This window comes from Neomoorella stamsii (assembly GCF_002995805.1).
Taxonomy (GTDB): domain Bacteria; phylum Bacillota; class DSM-521; order Neomoorellales; family Neomoorellaceae; genus Neomoorella; species Neomoorella stamsii.
Genome location: NZ_PVXL01000029.1, coordinates 75,011 through 98,054 on the forward strand (window position 1 = coordinate 75,011; position 23,044 = coordinate 98,054).

General features: G+C 55.1%; 24 protein-coding genes and 1 pseudogene. 14 read left to right on the forward strand and 11 right to left on the reverse strand.

The genetic code is table 11. The features are described from left to right. Positions 1–104: 104 nt before the first annotated feature. The 5 genes from MOST_RS05250 to MOST_RS17190 form a co-directional block, all read right to left on the reverse strand. Positions 105–776 (reverse strand): SdpI family protein, encoded by a 672-nt coding sequence (locus tag MOST_RS05250; RefSeq protein ID WP_054937986.1) that lies wholly within the window; start codon positions 774–776, stop codon positions 105–107. Beyond that, the gene (locus MOST_RS05255; protein WP_054937985.1) at positions 766–1,083 is read right to left on the reverse strand and encodes an autorepressor SdpR family transcription factor; all 318 of its coding nucleotides are present in this window, start codon (positions 1,081–1,083) and stop codon (positions 766–768) included. Before MOST_RS05255 ends, MOST_RS05250 begins: the two co-directional genes overlap by 11 nt. Before the next feature lie 93 nt (positions 1,084–1,176). Next, positions 1,177–1,431, reverse strand: coding sequence for a DUF401 family protein (locus MOST_RS05260; RefSeq protein ID WP_054937984.1), 255 nt, complete (start codon positions 1,429–1,431; stop codon positions 1,177–1,179). A 93-nt stretch (positions 1,432–1,524) separates the two neighbouring features. Beyond that, positions 1,525–2,034 carry a hypothetical protein gene (locus MOST_RS17185; protein WP_054937983.1) on the reverse strand — a complete coding sequence of 170 codons (510 nt, stop codon included), beginning with the start codon at positions 2,032–2,034 and terminating at the stop codon, positions 1,525–1,527. Continuing rightward, complete coding sequence (locus tag MOST_RS17190) at positions 2,001–3,359, reverse strand: copper amine oxidase N-terminal domain-containing protein (protein WP_161952801.1); 1,359 nt, start codon at positions 3,357–3,359, stop codon at positions 2,001–2,003. Before MOST_RS17190 ends, MOST_RS17185 begins: the two co-directional genes overlap by 34 nt. Between MOST_RS17190 and ligD (MOST_RS05270) the strand changes: the two genes are divergently transcribed. The 3 genes from ligD (MOST_RS05270) to MOST_RS05280 all read left to right on the forward strand — a co-directional run bounded on the left by ligD (MOST_RS05270) (position 3,327) and on the right by MOST_RS05280 (position 6,061). Beyond that, complete coding sequence (gene ligD, locus MOST_RS05270; protein WP_054937981.1) at positions 3,327–4,244, forward strand: non-homologous end-joining DNA ligase; 918 nt, start codon at positions 3,327–3,329, stop codon at positions 4,242–4,244. The genes MOST_RS17190 and ligD (MOST_RS05270) overlap by 33 nt on opposite strands. 90 nt (positions 4,245–4,334) lie before the next feature. Further along, the gene (locus tag MOST_RS05275; RefSeq protein WP_054937980.1) at positions 4,335–4,826 is read left to right on the forward strand and encodes a cation:proton antiporter regulatory subunit; all 492 of its coding nucleotides are present in this window, start codon (positions 4,335–4,337) and stop codon (positions 4,824–4,826) included. 2 nt (positions 4,827–4,828) lie between these two features. Further along, a complete protein-coding gene (locus tag MOST_RS05280; RefSeq protein WP_054937979.1) occupies positions 4,829–6,061 on the forward strand; it encodes a cation:proton antiporter in 1,233 nt (410 codons plus the stop codon). A gap of 168 nt (positions 6,062–6,229) precedes the next feature. On the opposite strand, the gene MOST_RS05285 is transcribed toward MOST_RS05280, so the two are convergent. Continuing rightward, positions 6,230–6,646: a cell wall hydrolase gene (locus tag MOST_RS05285; protein ID WP_054937978.1), complete on the reverse strand. Its 417-nt coding sequence runs from the start codon at positions 6,644–6,646 to the stop codon at positions 6,230–6,232. A 225-nt stretch (positions 6,647–6,871) separates the two neighbouring features. On the opposite strand from MOST_RS05285, the gene MOST_RS05290 reads away from it, so the two are divergent. The 6 genes and pseudogenes from MOST_RS05290 (at position 6,872) to MOST_RS05315 (ending at position 12,895) form a co-directional block, all read left to right on the forward strand. Next, on the forward strand, positions 6,872–7,471 hold the full coding sequence (locus MOST_RS05290; protein ID WP_054937977.1) for a hypothetical protein: 600 nt from the start codon (positions 6,872–6,874) through the stop codon (positions 7,469–7,471). A gap of 134 nt (positions 7,472–7,605) precedes the next feature. Next, positions 7,606–8,420, forward strand: a pseudogene (locus tag MOST_RS05295) (DNA adenine methylase). A gap of 164 nt (positions 8,421–8,584) precedes the next feature. Further along, positions 8,585–8,839, forward strand: coding sequence for a Uma2 family endonuclease (locus MOST_RS05300; protein WP_277995733.1), 255 nt, complete (start codon positions 8,585–8,587; stop codon positions 8,837–8,839). A 177-nt stretch (positions 8,840–9,016) separates the two neighbouring features. Further along, positions 9,017–9,850, forward strand: coding sequence for a non-homologous end joining protein Ku (gene ku / locus MOST_RS05305; protein ID WP_054937976.1), 834 nt, complete (start codon positions 9,017–9,019; stop codon positions 9,848–9,850). Then, positions 9,847–10,800, forward strand: coding sequence for a non-homologous end-joining DNA ligase (gene ligD / locus MOST_RS05310; RefSeq protein WP_054937975.1), 954 nt, complete (start codon positions 9,847–9,849; stop codon positions 10,798–10,800). Before ku ends, ligD (MOST_RS05310) begins: the two co-directional genes overlap by 4 nt. A gap of 88 nt (positions 10,801–10,888) precedes the next feature. Further along, complete coding sequence (locus tag MOST_RS05315; protein WP_054937974.1) at positions 10,889–12,895, forward strand: oxidoreductase; 2,007 nt, start codon at positions 10,889–10,891, stop codon at positions 12,893–12,895. 214 nt (positions 12,896–13,109) lie between these two features. Here the strand turns inward: MOST_RS05315 and MOST_RS05320 are convergent, their stop codons facing one another. The 3 genes from MOST_RS05320 to MOST_RS05330 all read right to left on the reverse strand — a co-directional run bounded on the left by MOST_RS05320 (position 13,110) and on the right by MOST_RS05330 (position 16,160). After that, positions 13,110–14,519, reverse strand: coding sequence for a methyltransferase MtaB domain-containing protein (locus tag MOST_RS05320; protein ID WP_054937973.1), 1,410 nt, complete (start codon positions 14,517–14,519; stop codon positions 13,110–13,112). Positions 14,520–14,628: 109 nt separating this feature from the next. Further along, positions 14,629–15,261, reverse strand: coding sequence for a cobalamin B12-binding domain-containing protein (locus tag MOST_RS05325; protein WP_054937972.1), 633 nt, complete (start codon positions 15,259–15,261; stop codon positions 14,629–14,631). Between the two features lie 95 nt (positions 15,262–15,356). Further along, the gene (locus MOST_RS05330) at positions 15,357–16,160 is read right to left on the reverse strand and encodes a methyltetrahydrofolate cobalamin methyltransferase (RefSeq protein ID WP_054937971.1); all 804 of its coding nucleotides are present in this window, start codon (positions 16,158–16,160) and stop codon (positions 15,357–15,359) included. A 269-nt stretch (positions 16,161–16,429) separates the two neighbouring features. Here MOST_RS05330 and MOST_RS05335 point away from each other — a divergent pair, with 269 nt between their 5' ends. After that, positions 16,430–17,104 carry a cobalamin B12-binding domain-containing protein gene (locus MOST_RS05335; protein WP_054937970.1) on the forward strand — a complete coding sequence of 225 codons (675 nt, stop codon included), beginning with the start codon at positions 16,430–16,432 and terminating at the stop codon, positions 17,102–17,104. A gap of 51 nt (positions 17,105–17,155) precedes the next feature. Here the strand turns inward: MOST_RS05335 and MOST_RS05340 are convergent, their stop codons facing one another. After that, positions 17,156–18,478: a PocR ligand-binding domain-containing protein gene (locus MOST_RS05340; protein ID WP_054937969.1), complete on the reverse strand. Its 1,323-nt coding sequence runs from the start codon at positions 18,476–18,478 to the stop codon at positions 17,156–17,158. Positions 18,479–18,964: 486 nt separating this feature from the next. Beyond that, a complete protein-coding gene (locus MOST_RS05345; protein WP_054937968.1) occupies positions 18,965–19,966 on the reverse strand; it encodes a serine hydrolase in 1,002 nt (333 codons plus the stop codon). Positions 19,967–20,159: 193 nt separating this feature from the next. On the opposite strand from MOST_RS05345, the gene MOST_RS05350 reads away from it, so the two are divergent. The 4 genes from MOST_RS05350 (at position 20,160) to MOST_RS05360 (ending at position 22,921) form a co-directional block, all read left to right on the forward strand. After that, the gene (locus tag MOST_RS05350; RefSeq protein ID WP_054937967.1) at positions 20,160–20,405 is read left to right on the forward strand and encodes a hypothetical protein; all 246 of its coding nucleotides are present in this window, start codon (positions 20,160–20,162) and stop codon (positions 20,403–20,405) included. A gap of 496 nt (positions 20,406–20,901) precedes the next feature. Then, the gene (locus tag MOST_RS17610; protein WP_208974872.1) at positions 20,902–21,246 is read left to right on the forward strand and encodes an RNA polymerase sigma factor; all 345 of its coding nucleotides are present in this window, start codon (positions 20,902–20,904) and stop codon (positions 21,244–21,246) included. Between the two features lie 9 nt (positions 21,247–21,255). After that, positions 21,256–21,453, forward strand: a complete 198-nt coding sequence (locus MOST_RS17615) for an RNA polymerase sigma factor (RefSeq protein WP_208974871.1) — start codon at positions 21,256–21,258, stop codon at positions 21,451–21,453. Next, positions 21,440–22,921: a TolB family protein gene (locus tag MOST_RS05360; RefSeq protein ID WP_054937966.1), complete on the forward strand. Its 1,482-nt coding sequence runs from the start codon at positions 21,440–21,442 to the stop codon at positions 22,919–22,921. The genes MOST_RS17615 and MOST_RS05360 overlap by 14 nt, the downstream gene beginning before the upstream one ends. Positions 22,922–23,044: the final 123 nt, after the last annotated feature.

The following is a 23,044-nucleotide window of genomic DNA, read 5'->3' on the forward strand; positions in this document are numbered from 1 at the left end:
TTATCCGTTGGTAACGAAGGAAGGTGCCTGGCTTACCCGGCCCTGGCCAGCCCTTCCTGATACCAGAGCCAGCACCGAAAACCACGCCTTACCGCAATCAGGTTTTACCGTGACACCTGGCGGAATGCCAGATAAGAATAAACAATGGTACCAATCACGGCTATGGCCGGGCCGGCCAGGCCCACGATGAAGTTTGCCGGCGGCGGCAGGAAGGCCGCGACGATGAACATGAACCCGGCCAAGATAAAGGCATAACCGGAAAAGCGGTGGGTACGCCGCCAGACTTCCTCACTGGCCAGGGTCCAGGGCGTGCGGACGCCGAAGAAGTAATTGAGACGCGCCTGGGGCAGGTAGTTGCCGATCAGGATAAAGAGCAACCCTACCGCCAGGGGTACTATCCGTCCGACCAGGTTGGCCGGGCCGCCCAGGGCGACTGCCAGGACGGTGACATAAATGACTGCCATAAAGAAGACCATTCCCAGGCGCACTATCTGGTAAGCCCGGTCAAAACGGGGATAGTTTTCCCGCTTGGGATCCAGGTAAGGAACAAAAAGCAGGAGCAGGTAAATGCCGCCGGTCATCAGGGGCAAGGCGAAGGCGCCCCAGAAGCGGTTGAAGTAATTATCCACTTCCCCCCGGAAGTTCCAGTGGGCCGGGACCAGGTCCGGCAGGCGGGGGTAAACCAGGATGCCGGCAACAAGCATGGCTGCCAGGACCACCAGGGCGGGCCAGTCGCGGGCTAACATTTTTCCGGTAACGCGATACCTATTTTCCATTTTCTTTACGCACCTCCCCTTTTTTGGCTGGCTGCCGCTCCGTTATTGTCCCCAGCAGGTCGAACAGCCATCCCGCAATATCCTGAAAAACAGTGGTGTTCAGGGAATAGATGACGTACTGCCCCTTTTTCTCATCCTGCACCAGCCCGGCTTCCTTCAGGACACTGAGGTGGTGGGAGATGGTCGGCCAGGAGAGGTCGAAGGCCGCGGCAATTTCCCCGGCAGACATATCCCCCCGGGCCAGCCGGCGCAGGATTTCCCGGCGGGTCTCATCACCCAGGGCCTTGAAGAGGGCGTTTAACCCCATGGCCTTTCATCCTTCCCTTCCGGTATATTTAGAAATGAATCTAATTAACCACAATATAACTTTCGCCAGCTTGTTTGTCAAGGGAAATGGCGATTAGAAAAACAACAAAGAAGGGGGAGAAAGCGCGCTTGTGGTCTTACTGGCCACCCCGCCTTTAAAGAAGTCGACGGTCAATGTCAGGCACAGGTGCATGGGGATAAACATGGCCCCGGTAAATGTGGCCACAAAGACAAATACCACCAGGGGCATTTCTATCTGACCGCCGGTAGCAGCCACCACTACGGGGAAAATTATCCCCATGGAGTAAGAGACAGTGCCGGTGATCAAACCGACCAGGAAGCCAAACATCAGTATTATCAGCGAATCGGACTGGCTAGGCCGCCGCCCGGCAGGTTAACTAAAAAGCTTTAGCTTCGGTTGACCGGAGCTAAAACCAGATGGTTAATTACTCACAGTCCCCAGGGCTTTATTCAATGCGGTGACGCCTTCGACAGGCAGGGAGACCCTGCTGGCATCGCGGCCCTGTTCATCATAGCCCCGGGCAAAGATCTCAGTAGCAAGGATGGTTACCCGGGGGATGGGAAAAGTCCACACCTGTTGACCGCCAGTTTCAGCTTGCTTGCTGGCCTGGCCGAGGAGGGTATAATCCTTCTCGGTTACCCCCGTCCCGGTGGGTACGGCCCAGATCTCCACCCGGGCCAGGTTTTTCCCCTTGATTACCAGGTCGGGTTGAGCGATAGTAAAAGAGTCAATGCTGGCAGCAAGGTTTTCCTCGCCGTTACTCGCCGGGGTAGGGGATTGTACCGGCATGACGGAGTTCACCCGCATGATGGGTCCCTGCATATAGATATTGGGCTCCTTGGTGAGGGTTCCTATCACCATCACCGTCCGGCCGGCGTATTTCTCCAGATCCTTAGCTACGCCAGTGGAGCCTTCTTCTGGCAGCAGCACCAGGCGGTCCCGGTCAGTTTCCAGTTCAAAGTGACGGCCTTCGACGTTGCCAGGCGGTCGATACGCAGGGGCTGATCTTCATTGCGCGGCAAGGAGAGGGCCAGGCTCTGGCCGTCCGGAGCCCAGGCGAAGTCCTGCACTAGCTCGCTTCTGTCCGGCAGCAAGGCTATTACCTGTACCCGGCCGTCTTTGATGGTGGCTAGCTTCAAGTTCATGTCCGGGGCGTAGCCGCCGCCGGGACCGCCAGTGCTGTAGGCCAGGGTATTTTCACAAGGCGACCATGCCGGTTGCCCAAGTACCGGCCGCGGGTCTACCTGGAAGGCGCCACTCCCGTCGGCCTTAACCACCCAGAGGTAAGGCTTGGCGGCCCACTCTTCCTGCTTTTCCCGTTGCAGGTAGGCCAGCCACTGGCCGTCGGGGGACCAGCCCAGGATCGTCACGACGGTGCCTTCTTTAGTTACCCGTACCGGTTTGGCCCCAGCACGGCTACCGTCCAGGAGATAGAGGATACCGTTGGCGGTAAAGGCCACCCGTGCCGGGAAGGCCCCGCTGTATGCCCGTTCTGGTACCGGCGCCGGCGGGGTGGTGATGGTGGCCGTCAGGTTCTGTTCATCCCAGGCAACCGCGGCGCCCAGGGCTCCCGCCAGGAAACGCAAAGGCGCTATGCTGCGGTCGTTAATTATTTGCACTGGCACAGGGAGGGAGAGCTTCTCGCCATTTTTCAATGCTTCTTTGCTGCCAACCTTCAAGACGATGGTGGTTTCCGGCGTGGTGATTAAAACCGTCCTGCTCTCGTCGCTCCAGGCCACCCTGGCCTGGAGGGCCGCCGCCAGGTTTCTTACAGGGGCCAGGAGGTAGCCGTCCTGGATAACAGCCGGCTCCTCCAGGTTGAGCTCCTGGCCGTCGACAAAAATAGCTATCCCTTCCGTCTCGGCCAGGGCGGTGGCGGGGATGAGCCCTGCCAGCAGGAAGAATAAGGCCAGTAGGACCAGAGATTTGAAGGGTTCTTTAGCGTAATGCATAGTAGAGCCTGGCACCGCCATTACCCCTCTCTGCCTTTTTTGCTTCCATAATATATAGACGTCAGGAGGGGGGAATGGTTCCCAGCGAAAACTCATCGGCTGGGCCTCACCGCCCTGAGTTATGCCGCGGGCAGGAAGATCCTGGTCGCCCTGGGGGCGTGGGCCGGTGGAACGCCGCAGGGCTACTTCCTTGCGGCCCGGCGTATGGGCCTTAACCGGGGTGGGAGATACTAGTGGCAAGGCAAAAATAACAAGGGGTTGCGGATAGAAATGGGTCAGGGCCAGCCATACATACGGCCCCAATTGCCGAAGCAACAGCTCCAGTTGACCAACCTGGGCAAAGTCTTCTGGCCGGAGGGGCTGACCAAGCTTGACCTCATCGAATATTATGTTGACATGGCCCCTGTCATCCTGCCTTACCTGCGGGACCGCCCCCTGGTCCTGAAGCGCTACCCGGACGGCATTACTGGGGAGGCCTTTTACCAGAAAGAGTGCCCTGCCTATGCCCCGGAGTGGGTGGCGACCCTGCCCGTCTACCACGCCGATAGCGATAAAACCATCAATTACATTCTCTGCAATAACGAAGCAACCCTGGCCTGGCTGGCCAACCAGGGGTGCATCGAGGTCCATGCCTGGCTCTCCCGCGCTGGCCGCCTGGAATACCCGGATATCGCTGTCATGGATCTCGATCCTGCGGCAGGGGCAACCTTGGCTGATGTGCTGGAAATCGCCCTCCTGGTCAACCAGGCTTTAAAGGAGTTCTACCTCACTGGCTACCCCAAAACTTCAGGCGCCAGCGGCCTGCATATTTTCATTCCCCTTTATCCCCGCTGGACCTTCCGGGAAATCACGGCCGCCATGGGGTACCTGGCGCAACTGATTGTTGAAGTTTACCCGCAAAAGGCTACCACCGAACACCTTATCCAGAAGCGTGAGGGTAAAGTCTACCTGGATTACCTGCAAAATGTACGGGGGCGGTCCATGGCCTTTCCCTACAGCCTGCGGCCTTTACCCGGGGCCCCGGTTTCCGCCCCCTTGACCTGGGAAGAAGTGGCGGGGAAAAAGATTAATCCCGGAGATTTCAATATCCATACCATCAGGCGCCGCCTGGAAGAATGGGGCGACTTGTACCGGGAACTCCTGGAGCGCCCCAATGATTTAACACCCCTGTTAGAACTGGCCATATAAAGCAGCAGGGGATGCATAGCTTTGGCAACCGGAAGGTTTATGTTAAAATGAAAAAAAGCCGCTGTGAATTATAGGCAAGGGGGAAGTTAAATGTTGATAAAAGAAACCGAGCTCCCCGGTATCGGGAAAAAATTCCAAATTGAAACCCGCAGCGGGGATAAGATAGTTATTGTCGTACACGATGATGGCCGGCGGGAGATTTATCATTTTGATAATAATGACCCGGAGGAAAGCATCTCCATGGTCACTCTGGATGACGCGGAAGCACGCCGTGTGGCAGGTATTCTCGGCGGTATGGCCTACGTGCCAAAAGCACTGGAAACGGTTGAAATGGCCCTGGATGACATGGTATTTGAATGGTATAAAGTGGAGAAGGATGCCCAATCAATAGGGAAAACTATCGGGGATTTAGAAATCCGCAAGAAAACTGGCGCTGCCATTATAGCTATAATTAAAAAAGACGAAAAAGTCCTTAACCCGGGACCAGAAAAAATCATCACCCCGGGAGCAACCATTGTAGTTTTAGGGGACAGGAAGCAGGTAAAGGCGTGTAAAGAGCTGATTTTGCACGGGGGCATATAGTTATGCCCGAACAGGTGCTCCTTGAAATCGGGCTGGCATTAGCTATCGTAGCTTTTGCCGGAATCCTTGCCGCCAGGTTCCGCGTTTCTATTGTACCGCTCTTGATCCTTGCCGGTATGGTTGTAGGCCCCCATGCGCCGGTAATCGGCATCCTGGATTTTCGCTTTATTAAAAGCGCGCCTTTAATAGATTTTATGGGACGGGTAGGGATACTCTTTCTCCTTTTCAGCCTCGGTCTGGAGTTTTCCGTCGGGAGATTATTAAAGGCAGGCCGTTCTATACTGGTGGGCGGGTCCATCTACATGGCCATAAATTTTACCCTGGGTGTGGTTCTTCCCGTAATCTGGGGTTGGCCGTTGCGGGAAACCCTGGTGGTAGCCGGGCTTATTTCTATTTCCTCAAGCGCCATCGTTGCCAAGGTTCTGGTTGACCTAAAGCGAACGGCACGGCCGGAAACCGAGATGATCCTGGGGCTTATGTTATTCCAGGACGTATTCGTAGCAGTGTATCTATCCATCATTTCCGGTCTGGTCCTTACAGGTTCGGCCTCACCGGCGAGCGTGTTGAAATCTACCTCCCTTGCCCTGGGATTTATGCTCGGCTTAATCCTCGCCGGCCGCAAACTGGCACCGTTAATTAACAGGCTGTTTAACGTTCCTTCCGATGAAGTTTTTATGCTCATGGTCTTTGCTTTCCTCACCCTGGTAGCCGGTTTTTCCGAGACTATCCATGTGGCGGAAGCTATTGGCGCCCTGCTGGTGGGTTTAATTTTGGCCGAGACAGACCATCTCGACCGCATCGAGCATATTGTCGTGCCGTTCCGTGATTTTTTCGGGGCCCTGTTTTTTTTCAGCTTCGGTTTGAGCATCGACCCTTTAACCCTGGGAGGCGCCGTCGGGCCGGTCCTGGTTGCCGTTGCGGCAACATTAACAGGTAATTTTCTTGCCGGTATTCTTGCCGGGCGGATGGCCGGTTATTCGTACCGGGGGTGTACCAATATCGGGCTTACCATTACCCCCCGCGGGGAATTCTCCATCATTCTCGCCAATCTGGCGAAGACCGGCGGGTTACTGCCGGTGCTACAACCCTTCGCAGCCTTATATGTGTTGCTCCTGGCCATTCTAGGGCCCTTGCTGACAAAGGAATCCAAGTGGATATACAGCCAGCTGGCGCGCATCTTTGGCTGGCCTGCCTTGAAAGAAAAAGGCAAGGTCAAACAAGGATTGCAGATTTAAAACCCCGCAGGCAGATGAGGGGTCACTGCAGCCTCGGTTGGCGAGGCACCACACACAGTATTAATTTTTCTGGAACCTTCTAGATATCAAGCGCGGTAGTTGCCGCAACGAAGCCCTGCTTCTGGCCCCCTTCGGCAAGTACTACGGCACCCTTAAAGGTGAGGGTTGCTAAACGACAAAGAGGTGATTGCCGGAAACCATTTTGACCTTTTTGCTTCTTATCCACTGGTTATCCGTGAGCTGCGGGTTATAGAAAAAGAGGGCGCCATTAGTCAGATCAACACCTTCCAGGGCTTTTGTCGCAGCTTTAACGGAGTCCTCATTGGGAGCCTTCACACTGGCCAGCCTGTTATTGCCCACCGATTCAAACTGGCCGGGTTCCATAATCACCGCGTAGATTGTGTCAGTAAAGTCGGGGTGGCGCACACGATTAACCACGACGGCGCCGACGGCAATCATACCTTCCAGCGGTTCTGCCTCCGCTTCGGCCTGAATTAACCTGGCCAACAATAACAGGTCTTCTTTGGTCGCCGGAATAATAAACGATGTTTTATCATGGGATTTATGTTGCGGGGCAGCCGTCATTTTTGTTCCCCTTTCCTTATTATTTTATTATCTGCGCAGGTTATTATTGATAGTTGCTATCATAATCTATGTTCCTGACAATTAGAGGGTACCGTTGAAAAGCAGTGATTACCGTGCCAAAGAAGCCTGATCCTGGGGTCAGGTAGTAATAACCCCGGCGGAACAAAACGGCTGCGTCAGCGTCTATCATTAATAGGAAGCCGGGATTTGCAGGGAGGTATCTCAATGAGGAAAGGATTAGTATTGCTGCTGACGGTTGTTTTGTCCATGTTGCTGGTCGCCTGTGGTATGGGGGAGACAGCTCCGCCGACAAACAATAATGAGGTATCGGCTAGGCCTAATGAATCGAAGCCCGACACCAGAGAAGGGGATAACCTGCAAACAAACATCATCGGCGTATATGGCGGGCAAACAGAAGAGGAAGCAGCTGTAATTATTATCGACGAGGGCATATCGTTCCCCAGCAACATTAACCCTGTCACATTTGCATTATCCAGGGAAATAAAAGCGAGCGGTATTATATCAAAACTGGTCATCGGTGACAGGGTTAGCTTTGACTGCTCCTTTGCCGGCGGGATATGGGAAATTAAAAGGATAGCAAAGCTGGAAGCGCCCCGTAAGACTGTCAGCGCTGTTTTCAAGGGCTGGATCGATAATAACATGTTCGAAGCAATGGTAGAGGGGCAACCTACTCCATTCTGGGTAACCAAAGAAGTCAAGCCGGAGTTAAAGGAGAAGGATCCGGAAACCGGCGCAGAGATGGAGTTGACCTACTATGTGGACGGTTACGGCCGCCTGGTGCTGACGGAGGTTAAGTTTAAATGAGCTCCATGGCCACCCGGAATTAAACCCAGTGCTGGGCAAGCTTTACCCGTCACCGCTACCGGGACTGTTCAGGAAGGAATTTGACTCCGGGGAGCGAATATTTTGCTAGAGGCTAACCCTGGAGGCAACAGCTGATGTTAGAATTGAAACCTAAGCCTCCTGTAAAATGGGCTGGGGGCAAAGCCCGGCTCATACCACAATTTGAGCCATTATTTCCCAAAAAGAAATATGGTCTTTATATAGAGCCTTTCGTTGGGGGCGGGGCTGTTTTTTTCATTTACTGCCTCCTAAGGCTATACTTCTCGACAACAACGACGAGCTGATAAACTTTTACCTGGTAGTACGTGATAATTTAGATGAACTCCTGAACGACCTTAAAAAGCATAAAAACACCCCTAAGTATTATTACTACATCCGGGCTTTAGACCCGGAGCATCTTTCCCCGGTAGAGCGGGCCTCCCGGTTTTTGTATCTTAATAAAAACGGTTATAACGGCCTGTGGCGGGTGAACAGGCGGGGCAAGCATAACGTGCCTTTCGGGAGATATAAAAATCCTAAAATAGTTGACGAAACTAACCTCCGCCTGGTCAGAGGGGCTTTAAGTCATGCCCGGGTGATCGGCGCTGACTTTAGCCGGGCACTGGACTTTGCCCGCGGGGATGCCCTTGTGTACCTGGACCCACCTTATTACCCAGTATCGGATACGGCCAACTTTACCGGCTACACATCGGATGCTTTCGGGATTGATGACCAGAAGCGCCTGGCAGAAGTGTTTCGAGAGCTGGATAAAAGGGGCTGCCTGGTAATGTTAAGCAATTCCGACACGCCCTTTATACGGGAGCTGTACTCGGGATATGATATCCAGGTAGTCTACGCCACGCGGGCTATTAACTGCAGGCCGGAAAGGCGAGGACCGATAACGGAACTTGTCATCCGGAATTACAGGTGAGGATATTTATAGAACTATTACGTCCAATCCATTTACCTGGGTCAAGGCCTTTACCGTTGAGGGCTATCACCGACAACTGAGAAAGGTTACTAAAACTAAAACGGCTTATCCTTCAGAGGATTCGCGTACGGCCCTGTGACCTGTCTCCCATAGAAGAAAAACGTATCAACGGCGCCCCGGACCTGGTGGCGGAGATACTCTCCCCCAGTACGGGTTATTACGACCTGCGCAGCAAGTACAAGGTCTATGAAAAGAAAGGCGTCAGGGAATATTGGATTGTCGATCCCCAACATAAATCAGTGCAGGTTTTTTGCCGGCAGGAAGGAAAAGCTGTCCTCGATCAGGAAGCCGAGCAGCAGGGTACGATTAGGTCGCGGGTGATAGGTGGCTTTGCCGTAGAAATAGAAAATATCTTCTAATACCGGCCCGGGGGCCGGATTTTATTTTAAGCACGGTGCCGGCAGCCATGGAACTGGCTCACACCGGCGTATTGCCTGCCTGCCGGGGGGAGATACTACAGACAAAGCCCGGGGCGCCAGGGATGCTGGTGCCGGGAGCGGCCCGGGTTACCGCTGGACAACCTCGAGGTGAGAGCCGTGCGCCCCCTCTGGAAAGGCGCCATCAGCTTTGGCCTGGTCAATGTGCCGGTAAAACTATACAAAGCTACCGAAAGCAGCGATCTCAAGTTCAACTACCTCCACGCCAGGTGCAGGACACCCATCCAGTACCGCAAATACTGCCCCTACTGCCAGGTAGAGGTTCCCCCGGAGGAGATTGTCCGGGGCTACGAATACGAAAAGGGGAAGTATGTAATTTTGCAGGAGGAAGACCTGGAAGGAATTCCCCAGGATACAACCCGGAGCATTAACATCCTCGACTTTGTCGACTTGGAGGAGATTGACCCCATTTATTTTGACAGGGCTTATTACCTGGTGCCAGGCGAGATGGGGCAGAAAGCCTATGCCCTGCTGCGGCAGGCCATGGAGGCTACGGGAAAAATCGCCATAGCCAGGGTAAGTTTAAGGACCAGGGGGTCCCTGGCGGCGGTAAGGGTTTCCGGCAGGACCCTGGTAATGCACACCATGTTTTATCCCCGGGAGGTCAGGACGGCAGAACAGCTGCCGGAATTAAACTTTGAGGTCAAGCTCCATGAAAATGAGGTCAAAATGGCCGTCACCCTGATTAACAACCTGGCGGCCCGGTTTGATCCGGAGAAATATACCGACGCGTACCGGCAGGCCCTCCTGGAGATTATCGAAGCTAAAGTCGCCGGTGAAGAGGTGGCGGTACCGGCGCGGCCCGCAGCAGGTAAGGTGGTCGACCTGATGGAAGCCCTGAAGGCCAGCATTGAGCTGGCCAAAAAGGAAAAGGCCGCCGGTGCCGGGGATGAAGAAGCAAAGAAACCCCGCCGGCGGCGCAAGACATCATGACGGGGGAGAATGGCGGCCGGCTTCCGGTATTTCAAATCAAGCCCATGCTGGCCGTGGCCGGCCGTCCCTTTGATTCCCCCGACTTTATTTATGAGGTGAAATGGGACGGCTACCGCTGCCTGGCTTACCTCGACCGGAAAACCGTCCTCCAGTCCAGGAATCTCCTGGACATCACCCCGGCCTTTCCCGAACTGGCCGGCCTGCACCACCGGGTCGGGATGCAGCCGGCGGTCCTGGACGGGGAGATTGTCGTCCCAGGAGAGGAAGGTCGGCCCTCCTTCAGCCGCCTCCAGGCCAGGGGGAGGATTACCGATCCCGTGAAAAACCGGCAGGCCGCTCGGCAAAACCCGGCCGTTTTTGTCGCCTTCGATCTCCTCTACTGCCGGGGCGAAAACATCATGCCCCAACCCCTGCATTGGCGCAAGGGGTTGCTCCAGGAAGCCGTGCAGCCGGGGGACAACCTGGTTATCTCCACCTTTATTGAGACCCACGGCACCACCTTCTTTGCGGCCTGCGCCAGGCAGGGCCTGGAGGGAGTCATGGCCAAGGCCAAAGACAGCCCCTACCTTCCCGGCCGGCGTTCCTCCCACTGGCGCAAAATCCGGCATATCCGCCAGGGGGAATTTATTATTATGGGGTACGAGCCCGGGACCGGCGGGCGACGTTTAGGTGCCCTCATCCTGGGCACCTACCGGCAGGGGCGCCTGGCCTACCGGGGTAAGGTGGGCACCGGCTTTGACCGGGAGGAAGAACAGAGGTTGCTGGCGGAGTTAAAAAAACTCAAGGCGGTGCCGCCGCCCTTCGGAGAACCCGTGCCGGGCCTGACCCGGCCCCGCTGGGTGGAACCGCGCCTGGTCTGTACCGTGGAGTACCTGGAACAGACGCCGGACGGCCGCCTGCGTCACCCCAGTTACCGTGGCTTGCGGTGGGACAAGGAGCCGGGCGAATAAAAAAGAAAGGGCTAATAAATGGCTGGTATTGGTGCACAATAATTATCGTGAGTACTAAGACTAACTGGATAAAAGCAGGAGGTTAATTATTGTGGCAGCCTATACCAGACTTTTTGAACCCATCAAGATAGGCAAGGTAGAAGTAAAGAATAAAATTGCCATGGCCCCCATGGGTGTCCTGGGCCTGGTGACCCAGGACGGCTGCTTTTCAGAGCGAGCCATAGATTATTATATTGAACGGGCCAGGGGGGGCACCGGGTTAATCATTACCAGTGTGACCAAGGTTGAAAACGAAATTGAGCCCTTTAAACCCGGCCTGGTCCCCAACATATCCGTGAACCCCTTTCACTTTATCGCCACGGCAGGGGAGCTTACGGAAAGGGTCCATGCCTACAACACCAGGATATTCCTACAGTTGACCATGGGCTTCGGCCGGGTGGCTTCGCCGGTCATGCTGGCGGGCGAGCCCGTGGCCCCCTCGGCCATTCCTAATTTCTGGGATCCGGACATAACCTGCCGGGAACTGGCGACCAGGGAAGTAGAAACCCTGGTCAAAAGGGCTGGCGAGGCTGCCGAGATAGCCGTAGAGGCCGGGTTCGACGGCCTGGAAATCCATGCCATGCATGAGGGCTATCTCCTCGACCAGTTCACCATCGCCCTGTTCAACCGCCGGACGGATAAATACGGCGGCGACTTGCGGGGCAGGCTCACTTTCCCCATCGAAATAGTGCAGGAGATTAAAAAGAGGGTGGGGAAAGAGTTCCCCGTCCTCCTCAGGTTCAGCATCAAGAATTTTATCAAGGACTGGCGCCAGGGAGGACTGCCCGGGGAAGTGTTTGCCGAAAAAGGCCGCGACGTGGAAGAAGCGCTGGCGGCCGCCAGGATCCTGGAAGCAGCCGGTTACGACGGCTTTGACGCCGACGCCGGTTCCTATGATGCCTGGTACTGGGCCCACCCGCCCCTCTATCAAGAGCACGGCTGTTACCTGCCTTTAACCCAAAAGCTAAAAGAAGCGGTTAAGGTCCCGGTGATCGTCGCCGGCCGGATGGAAGTACCGGAACTGGCCGAGCAGGCTCTGGTTGAAGGCAAGGCAGACATGATCGGCATCGGCCGGGGGCTGTTAACCGATGCTGAATGGGCCAGCAAAGTGATGACGGGACGTGTTGACAGGATCCGGCCCTGCATTGGCTGCCATGACGGCTGCCTGGGGCGGGGCTTCCTGGGCCGGCCACTGTCCTGCGCCGTGAACCCTGCCTGCGGCCGGGAAAAAGAGTATGGCATTGAGCGGGTCAGTCCGGCTAGGAAGGTAATGATTATCGGTGGCGGCGTGGCCGGCATGGAGGCGGCCCGGGTGGCCGCCCAGAGGGGACACCAGGTGGCCCTTTACGAAAAGAGTGATCAACTGGGCGGCCATGTCATCGCTGCCGCCGTGCCGGAATTCAAAAAAGACGACGCGCGCCTGTTGGAGTGGTATAAAACCGAACTGCGGGAACTGCAGGTCGAGATCAACCTGAACCGGGAAGTTACCCCGGAACTGGTCCTGGAGAAAAACCCCGACGCCGTTGTTGTGGCCACCGGTTCCAAACCGGCCATGCCCGACGTGCCCGGCATCGACAAAGGGAAGGTAAGCACGGCAACTGATATTCTTTTGGGTAAAAAGCAGGCCGGCGATAAGGTGGTGATCATCGGCGGCGGGCTGGCCGGGTGCGAAACCGCCCTCTGGCTAGCCCGGCAGGGCAAGGAGGTGACGATAATTGAGATCCTGGAGGACCTGATGCGGGCCGGCATCCCCGTGCCCTATATGAACCGGATCATGCTCATAGAGATGCTCCGCTATCAAGGGGTGGAATGGCGAACCGGTACCGGCCTGCTGGAGGTTACTGACGCGGGCGTTATCCTGATTGACAGGTCCTTCCATAGAACAACCCTCCCTGCCGATACTGTAGTCGTAGCGGCAGGGTTTACGCCCGAGCAGGGACTTTACCGCGCCCTTATGGGCAAGATGCCTGGCCTGTACCTCATTGGCGACTCCCGGGAACCCCGAAACATTATGGGGGCCATCTGGGACGCCTACGAGGTGGCGCGGAACATTTAGGAGGGGAATGCGAGATATGAGAGCCAGTATGATGCTGTTCAACTACGGCCGCGCAGAGCATGCGGGTTCACGACGCTGCGCCAGTACAATGATCCGGATAAGCGCCAAAGCCGGGAGGCGGGCGTTGCCGCGCTTTAAGGTCCTTCATGTTTAGGAGCGCCTTCCTTCCATAAATTTCCTGAGATTCCCGCTCCTGTGTCCAGGCGGGAGCTCCTCAGGCATGGGTTACTTCTAGATCGTATTCTTCCGGCCGCCATTTTTTAAGATCGAGTTCTTTTTGTATTTCGTACCAGAACTTTTCCCCGTCGTCGGGTATTGTGTCGATTTGGGTGCTGATGATGTCCAGCCACTTCTTCTCTCTGGGGGACACCTGAACTTCGCCCCGGGCCAGGCCACGCTTGATGACCTCCACTGCCAGGGCGGCCGCCTTTTTGGTGGCAACGAAAGCATCCTTTTCCTTAACCAGCTCCTGGCTGATCTCCAGTACTATGTCCGGCCTTAGGACGTAGGCCTGGGGATCCAGCCTGGAATCGGAGGCTGCCAGCCAGTCCCGCATCTTCAGGGCAAAGCTGCGCCCGTCCGCCGCCGCTTCGTTCATCAGCCGGCAGTCGTAGATGAGCTGTTCCGTGGATACCACGGGTGCCGGAGCGCTCAGCAGCTTGACGTTCTGAACGGATTCGTTGCTCCACATGTCGCACACACAGGCGGCGATGTTGCCGATGGCACTTAAATGGGCGCATGCCGCCGTTTTGCCTTCCATGGAAATGGGGATCCCGGCGATGGCTTTCATGTATGGCCCCTCATAGCCGCAATCCTTATCAGGCCCTATGGCACCCATTTCGAATGCCACCAGGCTCCTGGGGATGGTGGCCACCCTGTCCACTGCCGCAAACACCCTGGGGATCATTCCCTGTTCGGCCAGGGCGAGGGCGGTGTTGGCAAACCCGCATGCCGTATCTCCACCGGCTATAGCGCCGGTCCGTTCGGCGATCCTGACTATATTGGACCAGAGGAACCGCATGTCCCTGACCCCCAGGACACCCAGGGCAAAGATGGCCTTCCTGATGTTGCAGGTGACAAGCGCTTCATCGTGGACCTCCTTACCGCCCGTGGACTCGATGGACAGGATATCAGCCCCCTCCTCGGCGCATTTCTCAAAGGTGATTAACATGTTTTCCAGGAGTTCGCCCCGCTTCATCAGCGGCGGCCTCAGAATCTCCCTGGTGTCGTTGGGGGTACACCTCAGGAGGCTTTTTAGCCCGTACTTATCCTCGTACTCGTGCATCTTGTCCCGCAGGATCTTGTTAATTTCGATGCCCCACTCGGGTTTCATGGTAGTCTCCGGGAGCAGTTCAAGTTCCACGATGAGGCCTGGCGCGTACAGGTCCTTTGCCCGCTTTAAAATCCCCTCAATCATCTCCGCATACTGCCTTCTGACTTCGGGCATGGTGCTTTCCTCAATATTCATCGGCGGGAGGGTCATGTTGATCTCGGGGTAAACCGTCCCTGCGCCGATCACCATGCCGTTTTTTGCTTTCACGGGATGGGGGGCAATCCCGTAGACGAAATCATCAAGGGATTTGACCGCCAGTTCACTGAAGGTTTTAACAGGCTTGTAATCCATTATGGCTCCCTCCATAATAATTAATCCAGGGTTCCGTGAGGTTCATCCGTCTTTGCCCCGGGTTGCCGCCCGGGCTTCCTGCGTCGACAGGTCAACCCGGCCGGCCGTCTTACTCAAGCAGCCGCCTGCAAAGTTCGGTGGCCGAAGCGGCGTCGGGGGCATACCCGTCCGCCCCGATTTCGTTCGCAAAATCCTGGCTGATGGGCGCCCCGCCGACGATTACCTTCACCCGCTCCCTCAACCCGGCGGCGACCAGGGCATCGATGGTTGATTTCATATTCATCATGGTGGTGGTCAGCAGGGCGGACATGGCCACGATGTCTGGCTGGTATTTCTTTACCGCCTCCACGAATTTATCCGGGTCGATGTCCACCCCCAGGTTGTAAACCGTGAAACCAGCGCTCTCCAACATCATACCCACCAGGTTTTTACCGATGTCGTGCAGGTCCCCCTTGACAGTTCCCAGCACAATTTTCCCGATGGACGGCATGTCGAAGGCTCGCTGGCTCTGCTTGATCACCTCCACCCCGGCGTTCATGGCCCTGGCCGACATCAAGACCTCCGGTACGAACATCTCGTTGTTCTTGAACAGGACACCGACCCTTTCCATGCCGGCGATCAGGCCCCTGTTGATCACCTCCAGGGGATCAGCTCCGCCGCTCAACAAGCTCTTAGTTAATTCCACCACTTGTGCTTCATCGCCCTCGAATACCGCCTGTGACAGTTCTTCAAAGCTAGCCATCGCGGCAAATCCTCCTTTTTTTAATGATTTAATTGAGACGTAATGGGAAGAGGATACGGCCGGTATTATTGCCTGGATACCGGAAACGGCCGCTATCAGTCACGCCTGTACAACCCGCTGCGGTGGGCCTTCAGGTAACCGGTGCAGAAAGGGTCCTTCCCCAGCAGTGCCCTGGAGGCGTGGAAGAAGCCCATCATCTCCCTGTCCAGCGGATCCAGGATGTAGGAGTCCATACCGGCGGTCATCAGTTGCACCATGAAGACCTGGTTCAGGACCCGCCTGTTGGGCAGACCGAAACTGACGTTGCTGAGACCGCAGATAATGTGCACATCGGGGTAAGCCTGCCTGATAAAGCCAACGGCTTCGATCACTTCCAACCCCGCCTGGTCGTTGGTGCTGAGCGGCTTAACCAGCGGGTCGATATAGATGTCGTCCTTCTCAACACCGGCTGCTGTCAGGTCTTCTACCAGCTTCTTAACGATCTCGATTCGCTTCTCCGCAGTGGAGGGTATCCCGTCGTTATCCATGCACAGGGCCACCACCTTGGCTTTGAAGCTTTTAATGATGGGCAAAACTGCCTCAAACCGATCCGGTTCCGCGGTGATGGAGTTTAACATAGGCCGGCCCCTGGTCGCCAGCTTCAATCCCGTTTCCAGTACCTGAGGATCGGGGCTGTCGATACACAGGGGAACGTCCACTGCTTCCCTCACGGTGTTGACCAGCCAGGCCATGATCTCCGGTTCATTGTGAACCATAGTGCCGCAGTTGATATCGATGTAATCCGCCCCGGCCTGCGCCTGCTTCACCGCGATGTCGCGAATGTAAGCGGCATCCTCTCTTTCAATTGCCTCTTTAATCGGTTTGCGACTGGTGTTGATCAATTCTCCCACAATGAGCATCGGCTGTTACCTCCCAACCCGGTATGAATTAATCCGGCTTCCTTTAACGATAGAATTGTGTTAAACTTAAGATTATAACTCAACTCCGCCTATCACATCCTTTTCGATGGTTTTAGATCCCTCAGAACCATTTCCTGGGACCCCGCTTGAATTATACTTTACGACAATATTAAGATCATGAAAAAAAGGCAATAAGTTGTGGCTAATTTATAGTGAATTGTCGTGTATAATTTATAAACGAAGGAACAAACAGGAAAGCCGGTGATACCTTGAGCGGCCGTACCCAAATATTCCAGGATATCATTTCTGCCATCCTGAGGGGGGATGCTAACGGCGTATTGAAATCAATTAGCTCGGGTCTACAGATGGGAATGAGCGCCGACGAGATTCTGGAGGAGGCTATGATACCGGCAACCGTCCAGACCCTGGATAAATACCAGGGGGCAGATTTTTATATCCCCGATGTCATCAACGCCTCCCACGCCATTGAGGCCGGTCTGTTCGCCTTGAAACCTTATATTAAAAAAGGCCTGCATAAGCGAAAGAAAATTGTCATCGGCACTGTGGAAGGGGATATTCACGACATCGGGAAAAACCTGGTGGCTCTATCCCTGGGTTACGCCGGGTTTGAGGTTATCGACCTGGGTGTGAATGTCTCGCCGGCGGAATTTGTCAGGTCGGTGGAGCAGTACCGCCCGGAAATCCTGGCAATGTCGGCATTATTGACCACAACCATGGGAGAAATGGCCAGGGTAATCAAAGCCCTGGAGAAGCACCATCTGCGCAAGAGCGTCAGGGTGATGGTGGGGGGAGGACCTGTGACGAGGGAGTTTGCGGAGTCCATCGGGGCGGACGCCTACGGCAGCTCGGCCCGTGAGGCCATCAGTATTGCCCAATCCCTGGTGAGCCGGTGCAATGAGCGGGAAAGGGATTGTGCCTATTGAAAGGGGAAGAACGAGCTGCCCGTGCGGTGTTCGCACGGGCAGTTTTTGGATTCAGGCCAATGGAAAGAAATTCTTTCTCCTGTACTCGTTGGGGCTCAAGCCGGTGATTTTTTTGAAAACCTTGCAGAAATAACTGCGCTCTTTAAACCCTGTCTGTACGGCAACCGACTCGATGGTCTGTTCGGTTTGCCTGAGCAGGAGCTTCGCCTGCTCAATCCTCACCTTGTTAATGTGCTCTTTGAGGGAATAGCCCATCTTCTTTTTAAATAGTTGCCCCAGATACGCCGGGCTAATGTAGCTGGCTCTAGCGATTTCTTTAACAGAGAGGCTCTCGGAACTATAGTTTTTTTGGATATAATCGACAACTCTGTTGATGATGTCCTCTCCCTCGCTAGAGTTCTTTTCCGATATCAACTCGATGAAGGCGTTTCCCACTGCCAGAAGCCAGAGGACGGCCTTCTCCACGGTGTCGGCTTCATCTATCTCCTTCAGTTTCAGATCGCTCAAGTGGATTACTTCCCCGAACTTTACCCCGTATTCGGTCGACGTGCGGATGAGGAAGCTCAGGAGCTCCAGGCTGCGTCCCTTGATAACTTCCAGCTGCCCCTTGCTCTGGATAAAAATCTGCAGGACGAGCTGCTCTAGCAGCTTTTTTGCCTTCTCGATATTGGCTCGCCTGATCTCGATAAAGATCTCGTTCCCTAGCTTGTTCAGATCCTGCTCCGTGTTGCCCCCAGCGATCCGGCTCCCGGCATCCTTCTGTTTCTTGTTTTCCGCCCATATCCAGGAACCGACCCTTCGCAATTTTTGCTGGAAGTCAAAGATCTCCCCCTCGCTCTTGGCTACGTAACTGGTAATGATAAACACCAGATCGGCCGCGGCCTGTATCTCTACCGACGTCACCGACTTAACCCTGTCTAAGGAATGCAATAAAACGTCGGGGTCCTGCCCTATCTCACCCGCTAGTTCCCTGATCCAGTGATGACAGAATTCGGCGGGCTGCCACATCATCACCTGGCCGCAGATAAAATTCCCGATATGTTTACCTCTGTGGAAAAAAGGACAGACCCAAGAGATAAGGCCGGCATGGCACTTGAAAATATAGGGCTCTTTCCATTTGAGGGCCTGTTCCCCGGCCCAGGCATAAGAGCTCCGGCAACGCGCCATTCCACTGGGGCTCGATTTAACCAGCTGGCAGAACTCGCAATCACCCTGCTCGGAGGAGAGAAGGCAATTTCCTTCTAAATCTGTTATGGCGGAAAACATCTTCGTGGCATAAGAAAAAGAGTTTAACAGTCTCTGGAGAAGCTCCTTTTCCATCTTCTTTTTTATTTGGAGATCTTCCACTCTTTCGCTCAAACTTAGCACCAGCATTGTAACCGCCCTCCTCCCGACCGGCAATGATTTACGGATTGCGTCATTTTTCGGCCAGTATAAATTTTTTTACAGGACTTACATTCCTCTTTCCTTCAACCCGCCCGGAAATCGCCGGGCGACGCGAGGCAGGGTGATTACAGCAAGATCCTTATTGTGAGTTTACAACGGGAACAATTAACCGGTAAGCGCACAAATTTTTTTCATTGTGTACTAAATTAATATTTTCGATGTATATTTTTTGTATCCTTCTCACTAGCATTGCCTAAAAATTTCTAGTCACGCGTTCAATATGGAAGTATATATTTACCTGACCAAGTACCGCTAGGCCGGGTTTCACAAGACTAAAGGCGGTGTCAAGCTCCACCTGCGCTTAAACCCTTGAAAAGTGGGGATTGGTCAACAGGCTCCTAGACCCGCGCTTGCATTAAAGCCCCCGGTTGCGCGTTAAAGCGCCGGCCGGGGGCTTTTTATCATTACCCTTTACTAATTCCGGGCCAGGTTTTCCTGGTAGTCATACATCATTCTCGTGATGGTTGCTATATTGGCAAAGCCCTTGTCAGGATCTTCGACTCCCTGGGAGAGGACGGTGACGATAAAGGGTCGGGAGCCAAAGACGACGCCGGCATCAGCCGGGCTGCCCCAGATGAATCCTTCCTTGTGGGCCACAGTAACGCCGTCAGGTATCTTTAAGGGTATGCCTTCATTGTAAATACCATTGGCCATGTCGTCCAGGAGCCGGCGGCCGTCGGGGTTGACTTTAGCAAAGTCCAGGGCCGCCTGGACATAGATAGCCATATCCCGGGCTGTGCTCAAGTTTTGGCCGTCAGGAAAGACCGTTTGGCCACCCAGGCTCCGCATAAAACTCGCAATACTGCCCTTGCCGACAAAATTGCGCAGCATATTGTAGGCAATATTGTCGCTGGTAGTAATGGCCAGGGTGGTTAAGGTTCTTAAGGTAAGCTTGTCCCCATCTTTGACACTGAACTGCAGGATGCCGCTGCCGCCCTGGTAGTCGGTGGCGCTGTTATAGGTCAGCTTTTGCTGCCAGTCCAGGTTGCCCTGGGCGACCAGGTGATTGATAAACAGGACGGCCGGCAGCTTTACCGTGCTGGCTGCAGGCAGGGGGGAGTCGGCATTGATGCCGAAGGACTGGCCGGAAATGAGGTCTTTAAAGTAGACGCCGTAAGTTCCCGGCTGGCCGGCCAGGTAGTCCTCAATTTGCTTCTTCAGGGGGGTGTAGTCGGTGGTATTTGCTACAGCCCCATCGGGGATATAAAGGTTCTGGCCTGGATAAATAATATCGCTGCTTAAATTATTACTGCTTTTTAGAGCATCTACGCTGGTACCAAAACGCCGGGCAATCAACCACAGGGTATCGCCGGGCTGCACCGGGTAGTTCATGGCCCGGGCCACCAGGGGAAAAACCACCAGTGCGGCCAGGACGAAGATGAAGGGCAAGTATCTTAACTTGTGACGACGAAACATCAAAGCACCTCCTGAGAAATGTAGCAGGGTTTGTCCCTCCCCCTTATATTAAAACATAAAAGTGGTGGAGAAATATTAAGAAAGTATAAGTTTGGGCAGCGTAATTTTTGCCGGGGAAGGAAAGTTTTGCAGGTGGTGCAACTCCTGGCCATAACCGGCGGTGAGCCCTGGATTTATACATGCCTGCGGGAGCATGATTAACCCCCTTGATAACGGTAAGTACCTGCCGGCGCAGCCGGAAGATGAAAGTAAGACTATTTCCCTTAACCGGCTAAAGAAGGAAATTTCTGAAGTAAGAAAATCATCGATAATAAATCGTAAGCCGCTGGTAACCGCTCATAACATCTTCCACGACTTGGAAAATATCTGGTCGGGAAATGACTCCCCATCTTACGGGGTAACGGAAACGGAGAAGATTTTAGCGGAGGGAACCAAGTAGTGGTTCCTTTCGTCTATAAGTAAGAGAACAGCTATGAGTAGGGGTTCAAGAAGCTGCCGGAACTCTGCTTCAGGAGAGGTTGGCGCCCGAGGGTAACTACACACAGTACATTCCCGGATATAGACGCATATAGGTATTATTATCAATTACCATCTTCGTTGAAAAATAAAAAGCTGAATTAAAAAGATTTGCGGAAATTTTGGGACCTTATTGAGAGAGTTGGATGTTAACTTTTTCCGGGCCACGAGAATTTTTCGCTTGCACGCAGGGAACCCTTACAGAATATCCCTTATTTTACCACACATTTTTTTGTCTACCATTCCCTTTGCTGTTACTTTTTCCATGGTTTGTTCGTCTACTAGTTAGGGAAAGGCGATGGGGAATGTGTGCCGCAGGCACCTGGATAAAGAAAGTAGAGGGAACATCCGCCAACCCTCTTTCTCCGGTCCGGAACGGGCTGGGGTTGCGCGGAAAATCCCGGGGGAGTGCTTATCTATTGCACAAAAGAGATGAAAATGGACGGGGCACCCGGGCTTCCTTCGCGGAGTTATACGACCGGTACTTTGACGCCGTAAATCGCTATTTACGCTACCGCATGGATAATCCCTGGGACGCCGACGACCTTACCGCGGCGGTCTTTTTGAAGGCTATGGAAAATTTTCCTAAATACCGGGGCGATGCTCCCGTTGCGGTTTGGCTCTTTCGCATCGCCCACAACGCCTATGTGGACTACCTGCGGGGGCGCCGGGAAAGGGTATTTACGGAAGAGGAAATGTCTTATCTGGAGGCGGCGCCGTCCGGTCCCGAGGAGGAGCTTTTGCGTTCCGAAGAGGTGCGGTAGCTCAAAGACATGCTGCGGCGGTTGTCACCGGAACAAAGGGACGTGGTTTCCTTAAGGTACGCCGGGGAGCTAAAGTTCAGCCAGATTGCCCAGGTGCTGGGGAAAAGCACCGCGGCGGTGCGGATGATTCATCACCGGGCGCTGAAGGCGCTGCGGGCCAATTATGCAAAAGACAGGGAGGAGGTAGAGGGGATTGGGCGGCAATAGAACGCATAACGGCAATAATCCGGACAAGGTTACCCCGCTGGACCACCGGCGCCATAAAGGAACGGGCCGGGAGGAAACGGACCTGATCCCGGATGAAAGCTCCCTGGGCGAACTTTTAATCCACATGCGCAGGGTGCGCCAAACCGTGCCGGTGAACACGCGGCTGCGGGAAGAGTTGCGGGCGCGGCTGCTTCAGATGCAGCCGACGGAAGGGGCCGGCGGGACACAACGGCCTGGAGCCGCCTCCACCTCGGAGGGAGCACCGCAGCCCGGGGTCATCTCCACCGGGGAAGGGACGCCACCATCTTCGGCCCAACCCGCCGGAAAGGGCCGGTGGCCGAAATATTTCTGGCTGTTCCCGGCGGTACTGCTCCTGGCAGCCGGGTACTGGCTGTGGTGGTCCACCCTGGCACCCAAAACCCTGGAGGCAGGAACAACCAGTGAAATCAGCCGATTCTGGCTGGAGGACAGCCCCCTGGAATTTGCCTGCGCACCCCGGGGGCGGGGCTTTCTGGCCGTGAGGGGCGGTGCCCTGTTACTGCTGGACCAGTACGGCAACCAGACCGGCATAGTAAAGCCCCCCGGGGGCCAGTCCTATGCCTGGCCCGCCCTCACCCCCTCCGGCGATCAGCTGGCGCTGGTGCGGCGGTATGAAACCGGGGAGGCGGAGATTATTAGGGCGGCCATGCCGGCGGTTCCCCTGGCGCCGGAGGCCGTCCCGCAGGTGGAAAGGGCCCTGGCCGGTGCCGCCGTACTTTTAAAGGTGGATAAGGGGAAAAACCCGGCCGGCCTGGCCTGGTCGCCCGACGGCAAAACCCTGGCCTATTCCATGGAGGAACCCGGCGGGAAAGAAGAGATCTTCCTCTTGACCGGGGGTAAGGAGCCGGTATCCCTGGGCCCCGGCAGGAATCCGGCCTGGTCTCCGGACGGGTCCCGGCTGGCGGTGGAACGGGCCGGTCCTGCCGGTGAACCGGAACTGTGGTTGGTTACTCCCGGCGGCGGCGATGCCCGCCGGCTGACCGGAGGGCGGCAGCCTGCCTGGAGTCCCCGGGGGTACCTGGCCTTTATCCGGGCGAAAACCACCGAACGGGTGCTGACCTACAGCCGGGACGGCTCACCTCTGTTCACGGTGCGCCAGCGCCAGGAGGAAATCAGGACCATTAACCCGGAACTCCTAGGGAAAAGGCTCCCCAAACAGAAAGAAAACCAGACCCTGTCCACCGACCGGCTGCTCCTGGCCCCGGATACCACACCGGGGGGAACCGAATTGAACTGGCTGCGGCAGCTGGAAATGGAAGGGGTGCGGGAACCAAGGACGCTCCTCCTGGACCAGTTGAACAATTATCAAAGCATGCACTTCAGCCCCGACGGCAAAACCCTGCTGGTGGCCCGCCGGGATGGAGGAACAGTGACGCTGGTGCAGGTGGAACTGCGGGAAAAAACAACCGGGCGGGGTGAAAAGCAATGAGAGCATTCCTGTAATGATGTAAGGTAGGTGTTGCCAATAAAAAAGCCTCCTGGTAAAAAAATAATAGACCAAAACAAACAAACCAACCAGGAGGCGAGAAACCGAATGAATGAGGTGCAAAAG

Excerpts from the sequence above, each read along its gene's own strand:
- MOST_RS05260 (WP_054937984.1), bottom strand. The coding sequence starts at position 1,431 with ATGTTTGGCTTCCTGGTCGGTTTGATCACCGGCACTGTCTCTTACTCC.
- ligD (WP_054937975.1), top strand. The coding sequence starts at position 9,847 with ATGACGGGGGAGAATGGCGGCCGGCTTCCGGTATTTCAAATCAAGCCC.
- MOST_RS05350 (WP_054937967.1), top strand. The coding sequence starts at position 20,160 with ATGATTAACCCCCTTGATAACGGTAAGTACCTGCCGGCGCAGCCGGAA.
- MOST_RS05340 (WP_054937969.1), bottom strand. The coding sequence starts at position 18,478 with ATGCTGGTGCTAAGTTTGAGCGAAAGAGTGGAAGATCTCCAAATAAAA.
- MOST_RS05320 (WP_054937973.1), bottom strand. The coding sequence starts at position 14,519 with ATGGATTACAAGCCTGTTAAAACCTTCAGTGAACTGGCGGTCAAATCC.
- MOST_RS05255 (WP_054937985.1), bottom strand. The coding sequence starts at position 1,083 with ATGGGGTTAAACGCCCTCTTCAAGGCCCTGGGTGATGAGACCCGCCGG.
- MOST_RS05280 (WP_054937979.1), top strand. The coding sequence starts at position 4,829 with ATGCCCGAACAGGTGCTCCTTGAAATCGGGCTGGCATTAGCTATCGTA.
- MOST_RS05285 (WP_054937978.1), bottom strand. The coding sequence starts at position 6,646 with ATGACGGCTGCCCCGCAACATAAATCCCATGATAAAACATCGTTTATT.
- MOST_RS05250 (WP_054937986.1), bottom strand. The coding sequence starts at position 776 with ATGGAAAATAGGTATCGCGTTACCGGAAAAATGTTAGCCCGCGACTGG.
- ligD (WP_054937981.1), top strand. The coding sequence starts at position 3,327 with ATGGGTCAGGGCCAGCCATACATACGGCCCCAATTGCCGAAGCAACAG.
- MOST_RS05275 (WP_054937980.1), top strand. The coding sequence starts at position 4,335 with ATGTTGATAAAAGAAACCGAGCTCCCCGGTATCGGGAAAAAATTCCAA.
- MOST_RS05345 (WP_054937968.1), bottom strand. The coding sequence starts at position 19,966 with ATGTTTCGTCGTCACAAGTTAAGATACTTGCCCTTCATCTTCGTCCTG.
- MOST_RS05290 (WP_054937977.1), top strand. The coding sequence starts at position 6,872 with ATGAGGAAAGGATTAGTATTGCTGCTGACGGTTGTTTTGTCCATGTTG.
- MOST_RS05325 (WP_054937972.1), bottom strand. The coding sequence starts at position 15,261 with ATGGCTAGCTTTGAAGAACTGTCACAGGCGGTATTCGAGGGCGATGAA.
- MOST_RS17615 (WP_208974871.1), top strand. The coding sequence starts at position 21,256 with ATGCTGCGGCGGTTGTCACCGGAACAAAGGGACGTGGTTTCCTTAAGG.
- MOST_RS05330 (WP_054937971.1), bottom strand. The coding sequence starts at position 16,160 with ATGCTCATTGTGGGAGAATTGATCAACACCAGTCGCAAACCGATTAAA.